The 21,943-nt window shown below is 42.1% G+C and carries 20 protein-coding genes and 3 pseudogenes; 11 read left to right on the forward strand and 12 right to left on the reverse strand.

Annotation, left to right across the window (positions count from 1 at the left end):
- Positions 1–186 precede the first annotated feature (186 nt).
- Together hisB and fabI are read right to left on the reverse strand one after the other, a co-directional pair.
- Positions 187–828: an imidazoleglycerol-phosphate dehydratase HisB gene (gene hisB / locus V7L29_RS35000; protein ID WP_334689929.1), complete on the reverse strand. Its 642-nt coding sequence runs from the start codon at positions 826–828 to the stop codon at positions 187–189.
- A 152-nt stretch (positions 829–980) separates the two neighbouring features.
- Positions 981–1,757: an enoyl-ACP reductase FabI gene (fabI, locus tag V7L29_RS35005; RefSeq protein ID WP_334689930.1), complete on the reverse strand. Its 777-nt coding sequence runs from the start codon at positions 1,755–1,757 to the stop codon at positions 981–983.
- Between the two features lie 378 nt (positions 1,758–2,135).
- Here fabI and ntcA point away from each other — a divergent pair, with 378 nt between their 5' ends.
- The 3 genes from ntcA (at position 2,136) to V7L29_RS35020 (ending at position 5,059) form a co-directional block, all read left to right on the forward strand.
- A complete protein-coding gene (gene ntcA, locus V7L29_RS35010) occupies positions 2,136–2,807 on the forward strand; it encodes a global nitrogen regulator NtcA (RefSeq protein WP_094347373.1) in 672 nt (223 codons plus the stop codon).
- A gap of 168 nt (positions 2,808–2,975) precedes the next feature.
- The gene (locus tag V7L29_RS35015) at positions 2,976–4,466 is read left to right on the forward strand and encodes a DUF3084 domain-containing protein (RefSeq protein WP_334738374.1); all 1,491 of its coding nucleotides are present in this window, start codon (positions 2,976–2,978) and stop codon (positions 4,464–4,466) included.
- A 137-nt stretch (positions 4,467–4,603) separates the two neighbouring features.
- Positions 4,604–5,059 (forward strand): Holliday junction resolvase RuvX, encoded by a 456-nt coding sequence (locus tag V7L29_RS35020; protein ID WP_334689932.1) that lies wholly within the window; start codon positions 4,604–4,606, stop codon positions 5,057–5,059.
- 43 nt (positions 5,060–5,102) lie between these two features.
- Here the strand turns inward: V7L29_RS35020 and V7L29_RS35025 are convergent, their stop codons facing one another.
- Complete coding sequence (locus tag V7L29_RS35025) at positions 5,103–5,366, reverse strand: DUF3146 family protein (protein WP_069070640.1); 264 nt, start codon at positions 5,364–5,366, stop codon at positions 5,103–5,105.
- A 333-nt stretch (positions 5,367–5,699) separates the two neighbouring features.
- Here V7L29_RS35025 and V7L29_RS35030 point away from each other — a divergent pair, with 333 nt between their 5' ends.
- Complete coding sequence (locus V7L29_RS35030) at positions 5,700–6,566, forward strand: aldo/keto reductase (protein ID WP_334689933.1); 867 nt, start codon at positions 5,700–5,702, stop codon at positions 6,564–6,566.
- Positions 6,567–6,571: 5 nt separating this feature from the next.
- Here V7L29_RS35030 and V7L29_RS35035 read toward each other — a convergent pair.
- Together V7L29_RS35035 and V7L29_RS35040 are read right to left on the reverse strand one after the other, a co-directional pair.
- Positions 6,572–6,865, reverse strand: a pseudogene (locus tag V7L29_RS35035) (cyclic nucleotide-binding domain-containing protein); the annotation flags it as partial.
- Between the two features lie 2 nt (positions 6,866–6,867).
- On the reverse strand, positions 6,868–8,271 hold the full coding sequence (locus V7L29_RS35040; protein WP_334738375.1) for an amidase: 1,404 nt from the start codon (positions 8,269–8,271) through the stop codon (positions 6,868–6,870).
- Between the two features lie 208 nt (positions 8,272–8,479).
- On the opposite strand from V7L29_RS35040, the gene V7L29_RS35045 reads away from it, so the two are divergent.
- The 3 genes from V7L29_RS35045 to V7L29_RS35055 all read left to right on the forward strand — a co-directional run bounded on the left by V7L29_RS35045 (position 8,480) and on the right by V7L29_RS35055 (position 11,390).
- On the forward strand, positions 8,480–9,016 hold the full coding sequence (locus V7L29_RS35045) for a hypothetical protein (protein ID WP_334738376.1): 537 nt from the start codon (positions 8,480–8,482) through the stop codon (positions 9,014–9,016).
- Positions 9,017–9,304: 288 nt separating this feature from the next.
- Positions 9,305–10,867, forward strand: coding sequence for a cytochrome P450 (locus V7L29_RS35050; protein ID WP_334738377.1), 1,563 nt, complete (start codon positions 9,305–9,307; stop codon positions 10,865–10,867).
- Between the two features lie 313 nt (positions 10,868–11,180).
- On the forward strand, positions 11,181–11,390 hold the full coding sequence (locus tag V7L29_RS35055) for a hypothetical protein (RefSeq protein WP_334738378.1): 210 nt from the start codon (positions 11,181–11,183) through the stop codon (positions 11,388–11,390).
- Positions 11,391–11,484: 94 nt separating this feature from the next.
- On the opposite strand, the gene map is transcribed toward V7L29_RS35055, so the two are convergent.
- From map to V7L29_RS35085, 6 genes and pseudogenes are all read right to left on the reverse strand, one after another.
- A complete protein-coding gene (gene map, locus V7L29_RS35060) occupies positions 11,485–12,312 on the reverse strand; it encodes a type I methionyl aminopeptidase (protein ID WP_334689937.1) in 828 nt (275 codons plus the stop codon).
- A gap of 280 nt (positions 12,313–12,592) precedes the next feature.
- Positions 12,593–12,762 (reverse strand): annotated as a pseudogene (locus V7L29_RS35065) (copper-binding protein); the annotation flags it as partial.
- 53 nt (positions 12,763–12,815) lie between these two features.
- On the reverse strand, positions 12,816–15,764 hold the full coding sequence (locus tag V7L29_RS35070) for a M16 family metallopeptidase (RefSeq protein WP_334738379.1): 2,949 nt from the start codon (positions 15,762–15,764) through the stop codon (positions 12,816–12,818).
- Positions 15,765–15,906: 142 nt separating this feature from the next.
- The gene (locus V7L29_RS35075) at positions 15,907–16,350 is read right to left on the reverse strand and encodes a VOC family protein (RefSeq protein WP_324982308.1); all 444 of its coding nucleotides are present in this window, start codon (positions 16,348–16,350) and stop codon (positions 15,907–15,909) included.
- 67 nt (positions 16,351–16,417) lie between these two features.
- On the reverse strand, positions 16,418–16,927 hold the full coding sequence (locus tag V7L29_RS35080) for a TIGR02652 family protein (protein ID WP_442940640.1): 510 nt from the start codon (positions 16,925–16,927) through the stop codon (positions 16,418–16,420).
- 39 nt (positions 16,928–16,966) lie between these two features.
- Positions 16,967–17,155 (reverse strand): hypothetical protein, encoded by a 189-nt coding sequence (locus V7L29_RS35085; RefSeq protein WP_334738380.1) that lies wholly within the window; start codon positions 17,153–17,155, stop codon positions 16,967–16,969.
- A gap of 15 nt (positions 17,156–17,170) precedes the next feature.
- On the opposite strand from V7L29_RS35085, the gene V7L29_RS35090 reads away from it, so the two are divergent.
- From V7L29_RS35090 to V7L29_RS35100, 3 genes are all read left to right on the forward strand, one after another.
- Positions 17,171–17,698 (forward strand): gamma carbonic anhydrase family protein, encoded by a 528-nt coding sequence (locus V7L29_RS35090; RefSeq protein WP_334689940.1) that lies wholly within the window; start codon positions 17,171–17,173, stop codon positions 17,696–17,698.
- Between the two features lie 167 nt (positions 17,699–17,865).
- On the forward strand, positions 17,866–17,991 hold the full coding sequence (locus V7L29_RS35095) for a photosystem II protein Y (protein WP_334689941.1): 126 nt from the start codon (positions 17,866–17,868) through the stop codon (positions 17,989–17,991).
- A 204-nt stretch (positions 17,992–18,195) separates the two neighbouring features.
- Positions 18,196–19,497: a bifunctional folylpolyglutamate synthase/dihydrofolate synthase gene (locus V7L29_RS35100; protein ID WP_334738381.1), complete on the forward strand. Its 1,302-nt coding sequence runs from the start codon at positions 18,196–18,198 to the stop codon at positions 19,495–19,497.
- Between the two features lie 615 nt (positions 19,498–20,112).
- On the opposite strand, the pseudogene V7L29_RS35750 reads toward V7L29_RS35100, so the two are convergent.
- Positions 20,113–20,413, reverse strand: a pseudogene (locus V7L29_RS35750) (transposase); the annotation flags it as partial.
- Between the two features lie 852 nt (positions 20,414–21,265).
- Between V7L29_RS35750 and V7L29_RS35105 the strand changes: the two are divergent.
- Positions 21,266–21,655: a hypothetical protein gene (locus V7L29_RS35105; protein ID WP_334689943.1), complete on the forward strand. Its 390-nt coding sequence runs from the start codon at positions 21,266–21,268 to the stop codon at positions 21,653–21,655.
- Positions 21,656–21,943: the final 288 nt, after the last annotated feature.

The raw sequence follows: 21,943 nt of genomic DNA on the forward strand, positions 1-21,943 counted from the left end.
GTTAAATCACCATTTACCAGCTTGGTATTAATTACAAGTTACCCAATAGGCTGATAATAACCATCACCACCTGGTGTGTCAATTATCGCAAACAGAGTGGTGCTGAGTTAAAAGTTAGAAGTTAAGAGTTAGGAGCTAAGAGTTTTTTATTCCTCATCTCCCCCTGCTCCCTCTGCTGCTTCTCTCCTACAAGACGCCCTTAGAACTAGGAATCACGCCAGCACGACGGGGATCTATTTCCACCGCCAGCCGCGTTGCCCTCGCAAATGCCTTAAATGTTGCTTCAATTATATGATGAGAGTTAATGCCATCCAGTTGACGAATGTGCAGTGTCATTTGGCTATGGTTCACGAGTGCTACAAAGAATTCTCGCACTAATTGAGTGTCATAGGTTCCTACGCGTTGGGTAGGAATTTGTAAACCGTAGCTGAGGTGAGGGCGTCCGGAAAAGTCTAGTGCTACCTGAACTAAGGCTTCATCCAGTGGTGCAAGAAAATTACCAAAGCGGACAATGCCTTTTTTGTCGCCTAATGCTTGGTTCAAAGCTTGCCCTAAAGTAATGCCTACATCTTCGTTGGTGTGGTGGTCATCAATTTCCCAGTCTCCTGAGGCTTGGACATCTATATCAATCAGACCGTGGGAGGCAATTTGATGCAACATATGATCCAAAAACGGAATGCCAGTTGCAGCTGTGCAAGTTCCTCTACCATCCAGGTTAATGGTAACTTGCACATCAGTTTCACCAGTGGTGCGTTTAACTGTGGCAATCCGAGAGGTTTTAGTTGACTGGTCGTAGTTTGAATTAACTTGGCGATTGGTTGTTTGCATAGGTAGTAGAAAGAGTTAGAAGTTAGGAGTTATGAGTTAGGAATTATGAGTTATGAGTTATGAACTATGAGTTATGAGTTATAAATTTTTAACTCTTAACTTCTCACTTCTAACTCCTAACTTTTTCACTCCTAACTCCTCACTTTATCGCGTCACATTCCCATAATTTTATATCCTGCATCTACATACAGAACTTGTCCAGTAATGCCGCTGGACAAATCACTACACAAAAAAGCCGCAGCATTGCCCACTTCTAACTGAGTGACGGTGCGTCGTAGGGGAGCTACTTCTTCTACATGATGAATCATATCTAATATTCCGCCTACCGCTGAAGATGCCAAAGTACGGATGGGCCCTGCGGAAATGGCATTCACGCGGATATTTTGCGGCCCTAGTTCAGCCGCTAGGTAACGCACACTTATTTCTAACCCCGCCTTGGCAACTCCCATAACGTTATAGTTAGGGATTGCCCTGACACCGCCTAAATATGTCAGGGTGACGATACTACCTCCCTCTGTCATTAAAGGTTTAGCTGCACCACTTAATTGCACCAGCGAGTAGGTACTAATTTCTAAAGCAGTGTTAAAGCCAGAACGAGAAGTTTGGCTAAAATCTCCACTCAGATCATCTTTGCTAGCAAAGGCAAGACAATGGATGAGGATGTCTAGCTTCCCCCACTGAGCGCGGATTGTCCCAAAGGTAGATTGAATCTGTTCGTCATTTTGGACATTACAGGGAAGAAATAAGCTGGGGTTGAGCGGTTGCACTAACTCCGCGACTTTTTTCTCCATCTTGCCGCGTTCATCCGGCAAGTAAGTAATACCCAGGTTTGCTCCGGCTTTGTGCAGCTGTTGGGCGATGCCCCAGGCGATCGAGCGGTTATTGGCAATACCTGTAACAAGAGCATTTTTTCCAGTCAGATTTAGCATAGAAATTATTAATGCGATCGATCATTAGGAGCATACTAGAATCTGAGGCTAGTTTGTCTATGTTTTACACAGGATTTGCAAAAATGAATATTGGTAAGGGTGTTTACTGTGACAAAATTCTTGATTTTTCCTAAAGATTTTCTCAAGATATCTTTATTTGTTCTTTAAAAAACCTTGTTTATACAGCTATTGTAACTACTTATCAACAACTACTAGCTGAAAGGATCAACAATTATGTATCATTATAAACAAAGAGTTATGAAGAGATTAGTTTGAGTATAGGAAAGTACAGAAAGGTTGACGGTGCTTTATTCATTTTTCGGGTGTATTCTTAGGTAATCAGTTTTTGTTTTTCCGGCATTGGGTAGGGGAAGGGAGATGATCGTGACACAAGATAAAGCCCTAGCAAATGTATTTCGTCAGATGGCGACCGGGGCGTTTCCGCCAGTTGTGGAAACGTTTGAACGCAATAAAACGATCTTTTTTCCTGGCGATCCTGCCGAACGAGTTTATTTTCTTTTGAAAGGTGCTGTTAAACTTTCCAGGGTGTACGAGGCAGGAGAGGAAATAACGGTAGCACTGTTGCGGGAAAATAGTGTTTTTGGTGTATTGTCATTGCTGACAGGAAATAAGTCGGATAGGTTTTACCATGCGGTTGCATTTACTCCTGTGGAATTACTGTCAGCACCAATTGAACAGGTGGAGCTAGCACTCAAGGAAAATCCAGAATTATCAATGTTAATGCTGCGAGGTCTGTCTTCGCGAATTTTACAGACAGAGATGATGATTGAAACTCTCGCTCACCGAGATATGGGTTCCAGGTTGGTAAGTTTTTTGTTAATTCTTTGTCGGGATTTTGGGGTTCCTTGTGCAGATGGGATCACTATAGATCTGAAGTTATCTCATCAAGCGATCGCAGAGGCAATTGGTTCAACTCGTGTTACTGTTACTAGGCTACTAGGGGATTTGCGTGAAAAAAAGATGATTTCTATCCACAAAAAGAAGATTACTGTGCACAAACCTGTTACCTTAAGTAGGCAGTTCACATAAAAGCAATTGGAGAAAGGGGAGTCGGCGCGTGTTGTGTTTTGAAAAATGACACTAATAGCTAGAGGGAAATCTAAAATTGAGCAATTTCAGCTATTGCCAATCTCCACTTCTCCACAGACAATGGTTAAAAGTAGTAGGCTGTATCTGGAAGGATTTCGGTAGCAAAAGATGACCACCGGATACATCCTCATCGCAGCAATTTTAATTTTGGGAGGCGTGATAGCAACCGTGGGCGATCGCATTGGCACACGAGTTGGCAAAGCCCGCCTCTCACTTTTTAATCTTCGTCCGAAAAATACTGCTGTACTGGTAACTATTTTTACGGGTGGTTTAATTTCAGCATCAACATTAGGGATTTTATTCGCTGCCGATGAAGGCTTGCGAAAGGGAGTCTTTGAATTAGAGGATATTCAAACAGACCTCAGGCAGAAGCGGGAACAGCTAAAAACCGCAGAAATTCAGAAAAGTCAGGTAGAAAGTCAGCTAAATCAAGCAAGAATTGCCCAAGCAAAAGCACAACAAAACTTGCTCTTAATCAATCAATCCTTGCAGGCGGCAAATGCCAAACAACGCCAAACACAAGCTCAGTTGAACCGCACGATTAATCAACAAGCCCAAACTCAAACTCAACTCCAACGCACTCAAGGTCAACTAGAACAAGTTGTAACTCAGTACCAAAAAGCCATAGCTGAACTCCAAAGCGTTTACAATCAGAGAAAGGAGCTACAGGTGGCAGTTGGACTACTGAAAACAGAACGTCAACGACTATATGCTGAAGCTAAAAAAGCGATTGACCAAGCCAAAACAGCTATTGAAAAACGCGATCACGAACTTGCTAACCGCCAACAAGCCATAGAACAACGCGATCAAAAAATTGCCCAACTGGATCAACTGATTCAAAAGCGTAATTTAGAAATTACAGCGCGAGAGCAAGTGATTGCCAAACGGGAATCTCGCCTCAAAGAATTGGAAGGACAACAGGAACAACTAGAACTGGAAGTTGCAAGGCTGAAAAAATATTATCAGTCCTACCGCGATCTGCGTTTAGGTAAGCTGGCCTTAGTTCGCGGTCAAGTTCTGTCTGCTGGTGTAGTTCGTGTTACCCAATCTGCTGCTGCTAGCCAAGCAGTGATACAACTTTTACAAGAAGCCAATCGCAACGCCAACCTCGAATTAAGTGAACCTGGTGTAAATCCTGCAAATGTAGAGTTACTGCGCGTTACCCAGGATAGGGTTGAGCAATTGAGCAAGCAGATTGGCGATGGTCAAGAATACGTGGTGCGAATTTTCTCGGCTGGTAATTACGTCAGGGGAGAAAAGCAGATAGAATTTTTCGCCGATACAGCCCGAAATCAATTGGTTTTTTCGGGAGGCGCAGTGTTGGCCACAACCACTACCGATTCCCAAACCATGACATCCTATCAGTTACAGCAGCGGCTGGAAATACTAATTTCTGCTTCCCAATTTCGCGCCCGTAACGCCGGAATTGTCGAAAATGTCCAAGTAGAGGGGGCTTTTCTGCGCTTTATCACCCAATTAAGACAGTATAATCAGCCATTGGAGATTAAAGCGATCGCAGCAGAGGACACTTATACAGCCGGGCCATTGAGAGTGAAATTAGTGGCAATAGTCAACGGACAAATTATTTTTAGTACTTAAAAAATTATTTGTACACTGTTATTAGTAAGATTTAAACATATTGAACAGTAGCCAAAAGAGTTGCTGTGATTGCATTTCTTCTTTACAAGACGCTACGCGAACATTTCTAATTCTTAATTTTTAATTTTGAATTTATTATGACTTTCCGTGAATTTTTACCAACGCAGCCAGTCATCTTGGGGTTTGATCCAGGTCGAGATAAATGTGGTTTAGCGGTGATCGGACTGGATCGACAACTGCATTATCATCAGGTTGTGTTAGCAAAAGAGGCGATCGCTACCATTGAGACATTGCGTCAAAAGTTTCCTATCTCCTTGATGGTTATGGGAGACCAAACTACAGCCAAGCAGTGGAGACAGCAATTATATCAGGAATTGATACAACCGCTGAACATCATTTTAGTCGATGAGCGCTACACAACCTTAGAAGCACGCGATCGCTATTGGCAAATGTACCCACCTAAAGGGCTAATAAAGCTATTGCCGCAGAGTCTGCGACAGCCACCAAGACCGATAGATGACATTGTTGCCATTCTCTTAATTGAAAGATACTTAAATCGCCTCACTGAATCAGCAGTGAGGAGTTATGAGTGAGGAGTTATGAGTTAGGAATTAATATCTTCACAACTCCTAACTCCTAGAGTTCCGCCCGAATAGTAAAAGCATAGTCTCCTCCAGGCTCTAGCTGGTAATCTTGTTGCTCCAAGAATCGGCCGAGGGGTTCTTTGATTAAGGCGCGGCCTTGGGAAGGCTTGACGGCAAGTTCTCCCCGGCGAAAATGCCACTGGAAATGCCACTCAAACTCACCTGCACTCACTTCGCCTTCTAGGAAGCCGTGTTGCCAGGATTGGCGAGTAATTCTGACATGGGCAATGGTTTCTGGCAGACGTTTTGCACTCACAATGCTTTATGTCAAGTGTGAAATAACAGCCGATTATGTAGGCTACTTATTTTATTTATTAAACATAGCTTAATTAGACAAACTGACAAAGTGGGTATTTGTAGTTGACTAGGTTGTGTTAATGAGTAAAACTAATAAGGTTTCTTTAAGCGCTTGCTTAGTAAATTTTCATCGGTATCTGTGTATATAATACTTAAGCCCTGAGTAGAGTATTCCCCTCATAGCCCATTCACTTATCGCCAAGTCTAAGTACTAAGGAAGATTTCCGATAAATCCCTAAAAAATCTTTGGCTAGCTGGTAGATAATTGGGGCAGAAAGCTATAGCTAGAAGCATGGAAACCAAACAGCTAGGAAAAAGTGGCATCTTTGTGAGTGCGATCGGTTTGGGTGGTATGCCCATGTCAATTTATAATCGCCCTCCCGAATCGCAATCAATCCAAGTTATTCATCGTGCGTTGGATCTGGGTATTACATTTATTGACACTGCCGATTCTTACTGCAAAGATGAGTCAGATAAGCACCACAACGAGCAATTAATTCACAAGGGACTTAGTAGTTACAAAGGCGATGTTAGCCAAGTAATTGTGGCAACTAAGGGCGGTTTGATGCGTCCCAATGGTAACTGGACAAGCAACGGCAACCCAGAACATTTGCGCCAAACAATTCGAGTCAGTTTTGAGGCGTTGGGTGGTGCTAAACCCATCGATGTTTGGCAATACCATTCTCCCGATACTAATTACACCATTGAAGAATCTCTTGCAGCGGTTAAAGAAGCAGTGGAGGCAGGTTTAATTCGGTTTGTGGGAGTTTCTAACTTTTCCGTTGAACAAATTAAGCGGGCGCGAGATGTAGTGGATATTGTCTCGGTGCAGAATCAATACAGCCCTTGGCAACGACAGCCAGAAAATGACGGCGTGTTGAAGTATTGTGAACAGCAAGGATTGACATTTTTGCCTTGGAGTCCCTTTGGTGGTAGACGTCGCCATCAGGACTTGCAAGATATCCGCGCGATCGCTCAGTTAGCTAAAGAAAAAGGCGTGTCTGTGTATAATATCGTTTTAGCGTGGTTGCGTTCCAAATCGCCTGCTATTTTGCCAATTCCTGGTGCTAGCAAGATTTCCAGCATTGAAGACTCAGCACAAGCTATAAATGTGAAACTATCTGATCAAGAAGTGCAAAAAATTGATCGGGCAACTTAATTATTAGTGACAGTTGCTGGAGAAATTCCATTTCCTAATAAAGCAGGAGCCGCAAAAATTTCTCCAGCAGCTAGGGCGCGGAGAATCGTTTCTTTCCCTGTTGTTGCTGTTTTGGTAACTTGAATTGATCCACTGACAATAGCATAGAGTTTTGCTGGTAAGCGATCGCCCTCATGTAGAATAATCTCTGCTTTGCGATACCGTTGCACCTGAGTGTAAGGTTGCAAACTTATCTTCTCTGCTGTTTCTAAACCTGCAAACACAATAATTTGTGAAAGTTGTTCCAGGGATGCCTGCATGATTAACCTGATATTGCAAAGGCTGGACGATGATCAATCCAAGGGTTAGCCGCTTCTAATTGTGCTGCTAGGCTGATCAGGGTAGCTTCAGCCGCAGGTTTACCAATTAGCTGTACACTGATGGGTAAACCCTTACTATCAAAGCCTACAGGAATTGCGATCGCAGGTTGTCCAGTTGCATTAGCAGGCGGACAAGGGGCAACCCATTCAATAATATTTTGGAATGTCTCTTCTGGACTCAGCGAAGCCCATTCCCCAACCAGGATGGGTGAATGTAGATAAACTGGCAATATCAGCACATCCACGGTATCGAAAAACGCCACAATCTGCCGTGTCACTATTTGCATTTGGGAAACTGCTTGGAGGTACTGGGCAACAGAACCTGTTCGTGCAAATAGCCAGCGATTTAATGGCTGCAAGGCTTCAACAGGAAGTCCCGACGCAGCCACCCCAGCTTGCCAAACGATTTGAAATGGTTCAACTAAACCGCTAAAATCTGGGGATTTCTGTTCAACTTGGTGGCCGAGTTGTTCTAATAACTGGGCTGTTTGCCGGACACCTTGCTGACAGTTGATGTCAGCTTCTCCCAAAGGAGAAATGCTAGTGTCAAAAGCAATTTGCAAAGCACCGAGTTTTGTTTGAGTAGCGGCGAGAAATGATGGTTCGGGATCTGGTAACCAGTAAGGATCGCCTGTGATATAGCCAGATATGGTATCCAAAAGGGCAGCAGCATCAGCCACAGTCCGGGCGATCGGGCCGTTGGCGGCAATTCCAGCAAGGCGTTCGCCCACGGGTGCTTTACTCACCCTGCCCCTAGATGGTTTGAGTCCCACCAAACCACAACAAGCCGCAGGGCCCCGAATTGAACCACCGCCGTCAGAACCTTGAGCGATCGCACACAATCCCGCTGCTACTGCTGCCGCTGCGCCACCACTGGAACCGCCAGGGGTGTATTCTAAATTCCACGGATTTCTAGCCGGGGGAAAACCCGTAGGTTCACTGTAAGGTAATGAACCTAATTCAGAAGTGGCTGTTTTACCAAGAATGGTAAATCCAGCTTGCTTAATCCGAGTCACAATCCCATCATCATAATTAGGGATATTGTTTAGTAATGCCGGATTTCCATAGGTACAAGTAACACCCGCTACAGCGTTGAGGTCTTTAATGGAAATTGGCACCCCAAAAAAAGGCGGTAGTTCTGAGGTAGTTGTCAATAATTCTGTTTTGGCTTTGGCATCTGCGATCGCTAATTCTGCCGTCACCGTAAAATAACTTCCTAATTGGGGATTTAACTGCCCAATTCGTTTTAAATATATTTCTACCAACTCTAGCGGTGATACTTCCCGGCGACGAATTAATTGCGCCAACTCTAGTGCTGGGGTAAACGCTAAATCAACTTCATTCATAAGTTAGTGAATGGGTAATTTTGGTTTTCTCTGGGATTTTAAAACTTCAATTGTTACTTTAGCAGGATTTTCGGGAACTATACATTTTATAGCTCCTAAGATATATCACTCACTTAGGATGCTCAGATACAACAGGCGTGGTTATGTTCTTACTCAAGATATTTTAATTGTTTCGGATAAACTTTCGACAAATCCCTAAGGGGTATTTATGGCTAACCTAGAAATACTTGTTAGTGAATTGCCAACACTGATTCGAAGTCTAAAACTGACTATTGGCGATTTTAATCAAATCATGGAACAAATTATCCTGATTAATAATGCTCAAGAACAACTACGGAATATTCAAAAATTAATTGCTGAGGAATTGAGATTTGAGAACCTCAAAAATTTTGCGATCGCTACACTTCCTCGAATCGGTACAGTCGTTAGTTTATTTATACCTAGTGTTGGATTAGTAGATCCAGCTGTTGCAGAAAAATTTGGCAACTCAGAAATTAAAATTTCATTAACTGATTTACAATCAAAAATTGATTCTTGGATTGAATGGGGTTATTTTTTACAGGCAATAGCCACCGATATTCTCAGTGATATTCAGTTGGTTAATCAACTAAATTCTGATATTAATCATCTCAGCCTCACCGCCAATTTTCAGTTAATTGCTGAAAGCTTCAAGTGTAACTTAAATTTTGGCAACTATCATCTATTAGAGTATCAAATTCCGAAAATTAGTAATTATCACAATTGACAAGGCAAAAAATAAATTAGCTTACTATCGGATTAACTATAAATCTATCAGTCAAAGAGTGTTAATTGAAAAAAGCCTTGTAAACTTAGAATCAGTCCAAAAACTAGCAATAGAAAATTACTGTTCAAGAATCTCTATACATTTTAATAGAACACACACGAACGTCATTAAAACTATCTTCAATATTATTAATATTAATTTCCGACGATGCAAAGAGGCTAAACGAATTGGGAAACAATAAGGTAGTATTTAGGTAATCTGAAGTTTTTGGTGAACAAAGGCGGATTCATGTTTCAAGACATTACTGCTCAGATTGCTTATTCTAACTCAGTTCCATATTTAGCCACAGTCTTAGGCGTTACTAGCATCGCGGCAACAATTGGGTGGCGCTGGTGGAAACAAAAGAACGCATACAAATCGCTACAATCACTCCCTTCTCCTCCCAAACACTGGCTGTTAGGAAATCTTCCTCAAATATTAGCAGCAGTCAAACAGAAGAAATTATTCCGGCAAATATTTGATTGGAGTCAACAGCTAGGCCCGATGTATGTTATTTGGAATGGCAACAACCCAGTTGTCATTTTAAGTAAACCAAAAGTTATCGACAATACCATTGTCAATGGAATGAAAGATGGTAGCTTAATCAGGTCTGAGCAATTACGCAAAGCTTGGAACGACATCAGTACTCCCATTCTAATAGGAGAAACTGGGATTGAGTGGCAGTGGCGACGCAAAGCTTGGAACCCGGAATTCAGTTCTAGCAGTCTCTCGAAATATGTAGAAATGATTAGCCAAGCCTGCGAACAAGTAATTGAGACACTCAAGGAAGCAGCGCCGCCAAAAGAAGTTCAGGTAGATCCTTTGTTTGTAGAACTAACAATGAGGGTAATTTCTTGTCTAGTACTGGGCATTCCCGTGGATAGAAACAGTACTAGTCATGAAGGGCAACCCCTGGAAGTTCTCAAGGTGTATGAAGCGATATCTATTTTAGGCTATCGGTTCCTACGACAAGCTACTGGCGAGAAAATATGGATGAAATATTTGCCAACCAAAAATTCAAGAGATTATTGGGCAGCAAGGGGATATTTAGAGGAATTTCTAACTCCCCGTGTAGACTTGGCTTTAAGACTCAGAGAAGAAAACAAAACCAATTTACCACAGGTAAGTTCTTTTTTCCTGGAATCAATGTTAGTCAAAATCGCTGCCAAAGAACCAAAATACAATCACAAAACATTAATAGCAGAATCTGTTGAACTCTTAATAGCTGGTACTGACACAACAGCCCATACTTTATCCTTTGCAGTAGGAGAGTTAAGCTTAAATCAAAGGGTTTTTCAGCAAGCACAGGACATCGTTGACCAAGCTTGGCAAACCTTTGGCGGTATTAATACCGAAAGTCTCAAAGAATTAGCTTATATTCGCGCAATTATCAAAGAGACGCTGCGCCTTTATTCAGTCGCCTCCGGCTCGACTTCATTGGAGACTCAACGCGACACTGTAATTGAGGGTCAAGTGATTCCTCGCGGTACAAGAATATCCTGGTCAATGCTTGCTGCTGGAAGAGACCCAGAAGTCTATGCTAATCCAGAGGAATTTCTACCGGAACGTTGGTTAGACAAAAGTAAGGAAACTAGTTCACTGCCAATGATAGATTTTGGTTCAGGGCTTCATCGTTGCTTGGGAGAGCATCTATCAATGCTAGAAGCAACTATGATGCTAGCATTATTGCTTCGCTACTTCGACTGGGAGTTAGTCAACGGTTGTTCTTCGTTGGAACAATTACAGCAAAACCTGTTAATTTATCCGTCCGATAAAATGCCCGTGCGCTTTCGGTTGAGAAATTGGGAGTAAAGCCAGAATAACTAACAAGACATATAGAGCTATAGCAATCCTGAATCATTCGTGAGAAAACACGTAAAATGAAATCTAGTTTAATTTTTTACTATTTTCCTACGTATATTTTTGGGAAAAACTCCTATGAGATAGTTTGTTTAACTCATAAATCAATTGTTAAATTTTTTACTTGCTAGTAGAAGAGGAGTATGGTGTTTTCTCATGATTCACTTAGGATTGCTATAGTACACCGACTGCAATAATCGTGATTTTTTTCTCTGCCAAAAATTGGATCTTCAGAAGCTTTAACAGCGATAGAAGCAGAGTTTGATTGGCTAGTATCGGTCATAAAATTGGTAAGATGCATTTCGGTTTACCTAGATTTCTATTCAAAACCTATCTTCGCAGTTCTGCGAATATTTACTTGGTCTTGATCATCCTCAACATTACTAAAGCACTCCAAAGCATCGAACCAGCCACCGCTGGTGAATTTATCTGGCTATATGCAGAGGACTTCCTTCTAGACCAAAAAAAGTCCTAGAACCTCTGCAAACCTTTGCCTCAAAAAATAAAAAGGCAAATCGCCCTCTTTTGAGGCTTTACCTCTCTTAACAACAGATAATTACAACTAACAATTACACCTTAGAACGGTCAGTTAAAATCTCATAACCAGTCTCTGTTACCAACACTGTATGCTCAAACTGAGCCGACAAAGAATTATCCACAGTGACTGCTGTCCAACGGTCAGATAATGTCCGCGTGTGTCTAGAACCCGCATTTAAAATTGGCTCAATTGCCAGCGTCATCCCCGCACGGAGTTTAACATTTGGCATCTCGCGGGTACGGTAGTTGAATACTGAAGGTTCTTCGTGCAGGTTACGACCGACACCGTGTCCAGTGAATTCTTCGACTATACTAAAGCCATTAACTTTCACATGGTCTTCAATTGCTCCAGCTAGGTCAAGTAGGTATACACCAGCTTTTACTTGTTCAATACCCTTATATAAAGCTTCTTCCGCTACGCGAATTAATTTCGCAGCTTCTTGCGTCACTTCACCGACAGCAATTGAAATGCAAGAATCACCATGAAAGCCTTGATAATAAGCGCCCGTATCTACTTTTAATACATCTCCCACGCGAATCACTTTCTTGGGACTAGGAATGCCATGTACTGCTTCATTGTTAATGCTGGAGCAGATAGAACCTGGAAAACCGTGATATCCTTTAAAACTAGGTGATGCACCCATTTCGCGGATGCGTTTTTCTGCATAAGCATCCAAATCAGCCGTGGTCATTCCTGGTTTTACTAACTCAGAAATTTCTTTGAGGACAGTTGCTACAATTGTCGCTGATTGCCGCATGATTTCAATTTCACGCGGCGATTTAATTTCAATTCCTCGGCGTTGCTTTTTCCCAGTTGTAGGCTGAGTTGTTTGAGAAAGTAAGTTACTGAAAATGTTCATAGGAAATTAAAAATTACTGGTGGCTCTGCCGCTTAAGTATCAATGCTTTCTCTAGATTACTTGAGAAATAATATCTATAATTTAAATTATTTTAATCCCTGATAGGGATTCTTCCAGTTTAGCCGCTAACGTATATACAATAACATATTCACGTACTCCTGATGTGTTGGACTTGAATTAAAAACGCCATAACTTATTTTTCGCTGCACACTATGGGACTTAGCTAAATTATCTTTAATTGAAACATTAGCTCGTCGCCAAATACTTAGTTGAATAATTTTTAATTCTTGATGGCAATCTCTCCAGTCATACCTGCTTTTGTATGTCCCGGTATTGGACAACACAAGTTATAACTGCCAGATTTTCGGGAAATACCCATTTTGCCTCAGCACTCGGCTTGAATTCCAGTTCCTGAATGGCTCCTTTGATTTCTACTTTGCCTGCTTCAACTTACTCATTCTTTATATTATCCATGCCCAGTGCCCCATTCTCAAAACCTATCTCTACTTAATGCTTTTCTCTGCTAACACAGATGGCCCAGCAGTGACGACGACAATTTTATCTGGGTGGAGTAACTCACGAGCCGCTTGATTAACTTGGTCAAGAGTGACTTTCTGGATTTTATCAGTAAAGGAGTGCAATTCTACTTTATCTAGTCTATACACTTCATTCATCAGAATTCTATTTGTTAATTCCTCTGGGTTTGCCAGGGAAACGTTGTAGTTGCTGATCAAGGTGCGTTTAGCTGTTTGTACTTCCAGTGCGGTGACGCCTTGTTGATGGATTTGCTGTAGTATTTGGCGGGTGCTAGCGATCGCTTTGGTGTTATCTTCTGGACTAGTCTGCATCTCAATCAAAAATATGCCTGCATTCTTAAGAGCTTGGAAGGAGCTATAAATTCCATAACTCAAACCTTGGCGATCGCGCACTTCTGCACCTAGTCTACTGGATAAGGTATCGCCTCCCAAAATCTGGTTCAATACTAAGGCTGCGTGAAACCGAGGATCATAACGGTTAATACCTGTGTAACCCATATAAGTAACAGCTTGGGTTTTACCTGGTAAAACTGGGTTGACACTGACTATTTTCTTTGGCATTGATACCGTGGGATATTTTAATGTTGGTGCTTGGCCGTTAACTTCCCAGTTACCAAACTCATTTTTTATCAGCGATCGCACTTTGTCTAGATCAAAATCTCCCACCAGCGCTAGCACTGTTGTGTCTGGACGATAATGTTTAGCTTTGAAATCAATCACATCCTGGCGCTGAATCTGCTGTAAACTCTCCTCTGTGGGAAAGTTGTGTAAGGGATGTTTTTTCGGATAAATTGACTGAATAAATATTCTTCGGGCTACTTCTGATGGCTCATCTAATTCCAGTTGCAGATCAGTTAAAGTTTGTTGGCGATGCAGTTCCAACTCTTTGACTGGAAAGGTACTATTTTTAACAACATCTGCCAATATCTCAAGGAGTATTGGTAAATCCTCTGCTAAACTATCACCTTCGATATGCACACCTTCGCGGTTGGTTTGAAAGTTTAGACTCGCTCCTCGTTCTGCCAAGACTTGGGCAATAGTTAAGACATCCTTGCTATTAGTGCCATTTAGCAAGTTCTCTGCGACAAAAGCAGCCAGTCCAGCTTTATTCGCTGGCTCAAATTCCGTACCGGCTTGAATGTGGCCGCTTAGGGTAACGGTAGGAGTACTATGATCAGGTAACAGTAATATCCGCAATCCGTTGGTAAATTTAAAGTCCTGTGGCAGGACTTGTGCGATGTCTTCTCTACCAGAGGCCTTGCCAACGACGGCAAGCAACGCATCTGTAGCCAAATCTACTGGCGGTAAGTATTTCATCACCTCAGAAGGAAGCACAGATGCGCCAGGAGAGAAATTTTCTGTAGTTTGGGCTGAGTCTGGTTTGTCACCAATCCCTGTTACCCGCTTTTGGGTTGGTTCAAAAAAGCCTACTGTCCGGGCTTCTTTTCTGAGGTATTTATTGATTACAGCAACAACATCCGTCGGCTTCACCAGACGGACAGCTGCCAAATAGCGGTCTGTGTAGCGATAATCACCAGCAGTTGTCTGATCATTGCCCAATTGCATTGCCTGAGAGGTGATATCACGGTTACTCAAAATGACATCTGCTGTTAATTGGATCTTGGCTCGTTCTACTTCCTCAGATGTCACGCCTTTTTCTGCTACATTGGCGATCGCACTACTCAACACTAAGTCAATTTTTTTCAAATCTTGTTTAGATCCAGCTGTCACCAACATCTCATACCAGCCAGATTCTCGCAAACTGGTAACAGATGCTGTGACTTCACTAGCTAAACCTGACTCCACCAATGCCTGATAAAGTCTAGAATTTCGTCCCTCTGTCAAAATGTAATCCATCACATCCAGCGCTGGCACATCCGGTTGATTCACATCCGGTAGCGGATACACCGCCTGCAACAGCCGCCCTGCTCCCGGTTCTCGCAATACTATGGGAGTGCTGTTAGCAGTAGCGGGGCGTTTAGCCCATGCGGTTAGCGGTAGCAGGGCGTTTAGCCCGTGTTGGGTATTGAATGAGGAAGATGAGGTAAAAGTATTTTTACTCCTAACTCCTAACTCTTCACTTTTCACTCTTTTTGGTAATTTCCCAAATATTTCTTTAATTGTTTCTAGGGTATTTGCAGTTTGAAAATCTCCAACAATCACTAAGACGGCATTATCGGGACTGTAAAAATTGCGGTAATATTTTTGTACCTGCTCAACCTCAAATTTCTCGACATCAGCTTTAGTGCCACCTACAGGTAACCCATAAGGATTATTGGGAAAGGCCGCCTGCATGACGGCGCGGTTGAGGCGATATTCTGGGCTATTTTCGTAACCCTGCAACTCGGAAATTACTACCCGCTTCTCACTCGCTAGTTGTTCTGGCTCAATTTGGGAATTTTGCATTCTGTCTGCTTCCAGCACTAAGAGCGCTTTCAGCTTGTTTCGTTCTACAGTACCGTAATATGCAGTTTGGTCATAGCTGGTAAAAGCATTGGAATCACTACCTAAAGCACTAAACAAACGTCCAAATTGAATCGGACGATTTAGAGTGCCTTTAAACATCATGTGTTCCAACTGGTGGGCAATGCCATTCACGCCCGGTTCTTCGTTGCGTGAGCCAACCTCATACCATACCTGCACTGTCACCACTGGCGCAGTATGCACTTCCTTTGTCAGGACAGTTAGACCATTCTCCAGCACTGTTTTGCGGACATTTTCTGTTAGTGTTGAGGGCATTATTCTTTTTGCTAGCAAGCTTGACTGGTATTTTTCTTTATTAGATGTGGCTGCATATTGGCTATTAGCAGGTTGATCGCTCAACAAAAAAACTGCTACTAACCATAAGCTTAAAAGTAATAACGGCAAGGGATATTTATTATAAAATTTGGAATAAAATCTAGAAAATCCATACATGTATTTAGCAGATATATCTGTAAATTAAGTTACATAGTTATTTGAGAAAGTGACAATAGTTTAATCTGGTAAAAAAATCTGTTACCTCAGCAACAATACAGAAAAACAATATATTAGCAACAAAGGTGATAAAAGAGCTAAATTATGGGAGTTTTGCTAAAACCCGAATGAATTCCAAAGGTAAGCCATCGGTATCAGCGATGAAAGCCACTTCGTAAATGCGATCGCCTATTTGCTGTTGTGTCGGTTCTAAAAGTACCTTCAAAGGTTGTAATTCTTCGGGTTGACTCTCAGCAGCTAGTGATACACGTTCTTGTAAATTTGTCAACCAGCTAGGTAAATCTGGTGTAATCTCAGTTAAATCGAACGAGAGATGATAGTATCCCACATAATGTTCGTCAGCAAATGCATCTGGGGCTGGTTTTGGTTCGGGAATTTGGATCAGTTCAATTCTGCCGCCCAATCCTTCCATCCAGCAAGCTAAAGTGTAGCCTGTAGTGAAGCGTTCCGAAATTGTAAACCCTAAATGTTCGTAGAAAGCGATCGCTCGATGAATATTCGCAGTCCGAATAGAAGCGTGGTGCATAATTTGTCCTTTGTCATTAGTAATTAGTCATTAGTCAAATGACCAATGAACTAATGACCAATGACCATTACTCAAATAACCTGAAATAGGGGTAGCGTACAGGGACGCCAGGCTCTTTTTCCAAGTCAAAATTAATCACTTCCCAACAGGGATCTTCTGAGGTATCAGGGCTAAATTCCACGGGTAAGCCATACAAACGGGCAGACGTAACTTCCGGCACTCCAGAACGCCAAGGTGTGCTGCGTTCTAAGTAGCCACTCATTAATTCCTGATAGCGTCGAGCAATAATCACTTTCGTTGCTCGATAGCCTTGGGTATAAAGCTTGTCTAATGCTTCGTGAATTTCAAAGCGAATACCATCGGGATGAGTATGCTGTCTATACCATTCATTATTCCACCTGCGCCAATGACGCCCCGATTGCAAATGGATTAACTCTCCATTTTTAGGATTAGCTTCAAACGCGCCGTGACGCGGACATAAATAGGTATCTGTTAGTGTCAGCGCCGGAATAGTCTGGCGACAATGGGGACACTGTATTTCAGGGCCAAACATCGGGTACTGCAAGCCTGGATTCATCATGAAGTGCGTACAAACATAATTTTGTCTTCACCAGCACTAGTGGGTTGGATTATACACTTCGGCTCTACCACTTTGGGTTACTTGCTCACTACTGCACAGACACGGAGTTGCGGCAGGAACATAGTTCACTAGTGTTTTCCTCAGCGTAGAGGCTTGACGCTGTGATATCCTGGTTGTGCAACCAGCCTCAAAGGTTGGAGTTTCTCCAGTGTTCCTGGGTACCATAATTTATATTCTATCGTGTCTACCGCTTCTTACTGGATATCTCCCGATTTTTCTCAAGCTGCCTTCATCGCAGCCAATGCTGTTGTTATGGGTTCGGTAAATATTGCAGCAGGGGTAAGCATTTGGTATGGAGCAGTGGTTAGGGGAGATGTTGAACGCATTGAAATTGGCGAATGCACAAATATTCAGGATGGAGCAATTCTACATGGTGATCCTGGTTCTCCGACAATTTTAGAAGATTATGTTACCGTAGGGCATCGCGCCGTGATACATTCCGCTTACATTGAGCGTGGAAGTTTGATTGGCATTGGCGCGGTGATTTTAGACGGGGTACGAGTGGGTACTGGTAGCATTATCGGTGCTGGCGCAGTGGTAACAAAAAATGTACCGCCTCTGTCCCTAGTTGTCGGTATTCCTGGCAAAGTGTTACGGCAAGTAACAGACGTTGAAGCCACAGAACTGATTGAACACGCTAAACGTTACCAAAAGTTAGCTTTAGTTCATGCTGGTAAGGGTACTGATATAGGCTTTAGCGAGTCTTAGGAAGTGGGGGAAGCAGGGGAAGCAGGGGAAGAAAAACTATTGTCCAATGCCCGATAATTTAAACATTCTTTACATATTGGTTGGGAAAAATTGCCCACTTCAGCTAAAAATAAAAATGAGAGCAGTTGACAAAACTTTAATTTCTACTTAAGAGAGGAGTTCTAGATATGGATATCGATTTCCGTATAGCGATCGTTTTAGCACCAGTCGCCATTGCTGCTGGCTGGGCAGTGTTTAATATTGGCGCTGCGGCTTTAAGACAAATTCAAGGCTTTTGGGATAGGGAAGCCTAAATTCGCCTCAATATCATCACTCTTCAACCGACTGTTTCTTTTTACAGAGGCAGTCGGTTTGATTTATATCGATGAATGGGGCATTAGGCATGGGGCATGGGTTTGAGTTGTCCCCCTTATCCCGCTCATCTCCCTAATCTCCCAGTCTTTTCTTGAATGCGTGAATTTTGAATTGATTTCTCCCCACTCCCCACTCCTGCTTCTGTGGATATCGATTCTGTAATACAACCTCTTCAACGCTTTGGTGTCCATTTGGGACTTGATCGCATTGTCAACCTCTTGGCAAATCTCGGTAATCCTCATCACCATGTCTCAGTAATTCACGTTGCTGGCACCAATGGCAAAGGTTCAGTCTGTGCCTATCTTTCCTCAGTACTTACGGAGGCTGGTTATCGTACAGGACGCTACACTTCCCCCCATTTAGTCGATTGGACAGAACGTATTTGTCTGAATGAACAGCCAATTTCCTCTGAAGAATTGAGCCAATTATTCCAAAAAGTCCAAGCGGCTATTCGCCCTGATGAGGAATCGGCAACTCAGTTTGAAGTAATTACGGCGGCTGCTTGGTTATATTTTGCCCAGCAGCAAGTTGATGTGGCTGTGGTAGAAGTCGGACTAGGAGGGCGCTTAGATGCTACCAATGTTTGCTTGCAACCCTTGATTACTATTATCACTTCCATCAGCCGCGAACACTGGCAGCAACTTGGCCCTACCGTCTCTGATATTGCTAGAGAAAAAGCAGGTATTCTCAAACCTGGATGTCCCGTTGTGATTGGGACATTGCCACCAAATGCAGAAAAAGTTGTGCGATCGCGTGCTTTAGAATTACAATGCCCGATTTTTACACCTCAACCCGCCCATGAAATAGCCTCTGGATGGGCAGAGTATCAAACAATTCAAAATTCTAATTTAATTAAATATCCGTTACCATTAGCGGGACAGATTCAATTAACTAATTCAGCTTTGGCTTTAGCTACTTTAGAAATTCTCCAAAAACAGGGTTGGCAGATTTCTGAAGAAGCCATAATTAACGGCATGGCAAAAACTAAATGGCCAGGGCGGATGCAATGGACTACCTGGAAAAACCATAAATTATTACTTGATGGTGCTCATAATACTGCCGCTGCCCAAGTTCTTCGCCAGTATGTGGATAGCTTAGATGCAGTTAACCACCAGCCCATCAATTGGGTTATGGGAATGTTTTCCGATAAGGATCATGCGGATATTTTTACCGCCCTGCTACAACCAGGCGATCGCCTTTTTTTAGTACCAATACCAGTAGAACCTTGGCCAGGTAGAACTTCTGCTGATTTAAACTACTTAGCAAACCTAGCTTATAGCCTCTGTCCAGAATTAAGCGATCGCCAAATCCATCCAGATTTATTCACAGCACTAGAAGCCGCAACCTCAACCGCTATCACAGACGATTTAATAATTGTGTGTGGTTCACTTTATTTAGTAGGCGATTTTTTAGCAACAGCTATATCTATAAGTTCACTACAATGATTGTTGCAATTGCTTAAGCCTTTCTTATACATGGAAGAGTATTTTTTAGAAAGGTTAAAGTGATTGCAGCAAATGATTATACCTTTCCTGGAAATACTTAAGCCTTTCTTATATATGAAAGAGTATTTGTTACAAAGGTTAAAGTATTTGCTACAAATGTTCAAAGTTGAGATAATAATACCATTTATTTTTGAAGATGCGTCTACAGGATTTAGGCGCATCTTCAAGCTGTAGCGGCAATTCATCTAGACGCAAACGCGAGTGCGTCTGTCTGCGACACGCTGCGCGAACGTAGAGAAGCGGCTTACTAGGGTTTAGACTAAAAGCGATATAAGAGAACGCAAATCAAATGGAATTAGAGATTAAAAATATTATCTTGTCAGCCTCAAAGCATCCGCGACCTTTAACAATTATGTAGTATGTATGCCCCAAATAAATAATACAATAATGATAATCATAGAAAGGGGTGTCTGATTGAATACAGTCCCCATGAAGGCAGAAAGTGAGAAAAGAACTACCATTACTCACCTGCCAACATGATTTGTGCCAGACTTGAAGAGTTTCGTCAAGTAGTCCAGGACTTACGCAACTGTCACAAGCGATCGCCACTAAAAATTAGACCAACGACATAGGAATGGTGAGACGTTTAAGTTGTTGAATCAGGTAGTTTGACAGTAATCCATGCTTGAGTTGGTAAGCAGTTAGACCTATTTTATAAGCTTGATCTTTAAGTCTTAACCAAACAAGTATGACACAACCAATGTGATTTCTCTGGATACGAGGTTTACGACATCTGTGTTGATTCTAGACCTGTCAATTGCTTAAGTTCTCTGTGAAATTCCTCAATCTTCCAACGGATCTCGCACACCTGTTGTACGGCATCCGTAGAATCTTGATTTAAGTCATTTGTTACGACCTGGAAACAAATAAATATCTCTTGCCATCGGATAGTATTCAACCAGCAAACGCCGTAAGTCTTCAATCACTGGGATTGACCTGGTTGCAAGTTTCCCCTTAATGTTTCCCTTTCTAATAATCAGTCTGGGTCTAACGTTGCCTTTGGGTGTGTAAATATCTTGAGTTTGTAGCGTACAGCATTCACGGATTCTACAGGCACTAAATAGGCACACCCCGAACAAGGTGCGATGCCTGCGGTGTTCTCGTTGCCATCACGGTCATTTTCTAACCCGTGACTGAAGATTTGCTGTATCTCTAACTACGTTAGAATTTTGGCACGTCCGTAACGATTTATTTTCATTGTCAGACTGTAGACCCTGCGATCGCCAGCCTACAACGATTTTAACCCGATTAGTCAGAATTGCTTTACCGAGGTTAATAAATTACGGAAGTATTGTGAAGTTTTTATTGACAAACTTTATAAGAACGATTAGCTTAGGTAAAGCTAATGAGGAATATACATAGTAAGAATGTATCTTTTACGTGATTTATTTACTCTTTAGTCAAAAAGCAAAAAAACAAAAGGTAACCGTTTACGGGGGGGATAGATCATTCACCTAAATGCTAAAGCTCTTGCAGAGCTTTGGGTTGAGGTGATTTCTGATGCCGAAAATGTTTCCTAGACAATTTCTGAACCAGTGTAGCACTTCTGATTACTCAAAATTAACGGAAAAATATCAAATCTAAATTGGTTTTCGTATTGATTCCGTGTGATTTTATATGGGACATTTTTTGAACTCCTCCGTGAAGCGTTACTAACAAGTAGTTTTCTTGCCACCCAAATTTACTAAAATTAAAGGATTCAAAAATCATGACAACTCTAGACACAGCTTTAGAACCAAAAAAACAAGCAGAAATTATTAAGAAGTCTGCACCAGAAACAGACACAGAAGTTAAACAAGGTCGGACAGCAAGCGGAGAAATAACAGTTGATCTATTTGATGGTCAAGGTAAATATGCTCTGGGCTGGAATAATCCAGGTTCTACAGGAAGGTGGGATTATGTTGCTTTGTGCGCTAATGATCCCGGTAATGATCCTTACGGATATTTAACAAATCAGTGGCAATACACCGGAGGAAATAATAGCCCCTACGTAACAGGAACATCCTACGTAAATAATAGTAATTACCACATCATTTATGTTACTTGGGACTACAGTCAGGGCGCTTATAGAATCTTGGCTAAGAAAAGACAACGTTAGAGAATCTTTGAAGAGTAGGCGTTCTTGAATCCTAGTCTGAAAATGATTTTGTGTGATTTCAGAAATCTTGTATAAATGCGAAATTTTCTGCCTCTAAATCTAGATTTCTACTTTAAATCAGCAACGCTCAACATGCTCTAGAATTGCCTACAACGGCTCTTAACCCTGTGAACGATTCGATCGTTCACAGGGTTAATATCTGTCCTAACGTCGTTGTAGAGGCAATATAGTCAGCACTTACGCAACTGGCACATACTCTCTAAAAAGTGAGTGCAGCAACTAGTACAA

This window comes from Nostoc sp. (genome assembly GCF_036916575.1).
GTDB lineage: Bacteria > Cyanobacteriota > Cyanobacteriia > Cyanobacteriales > Nostocaceae > Nostoc.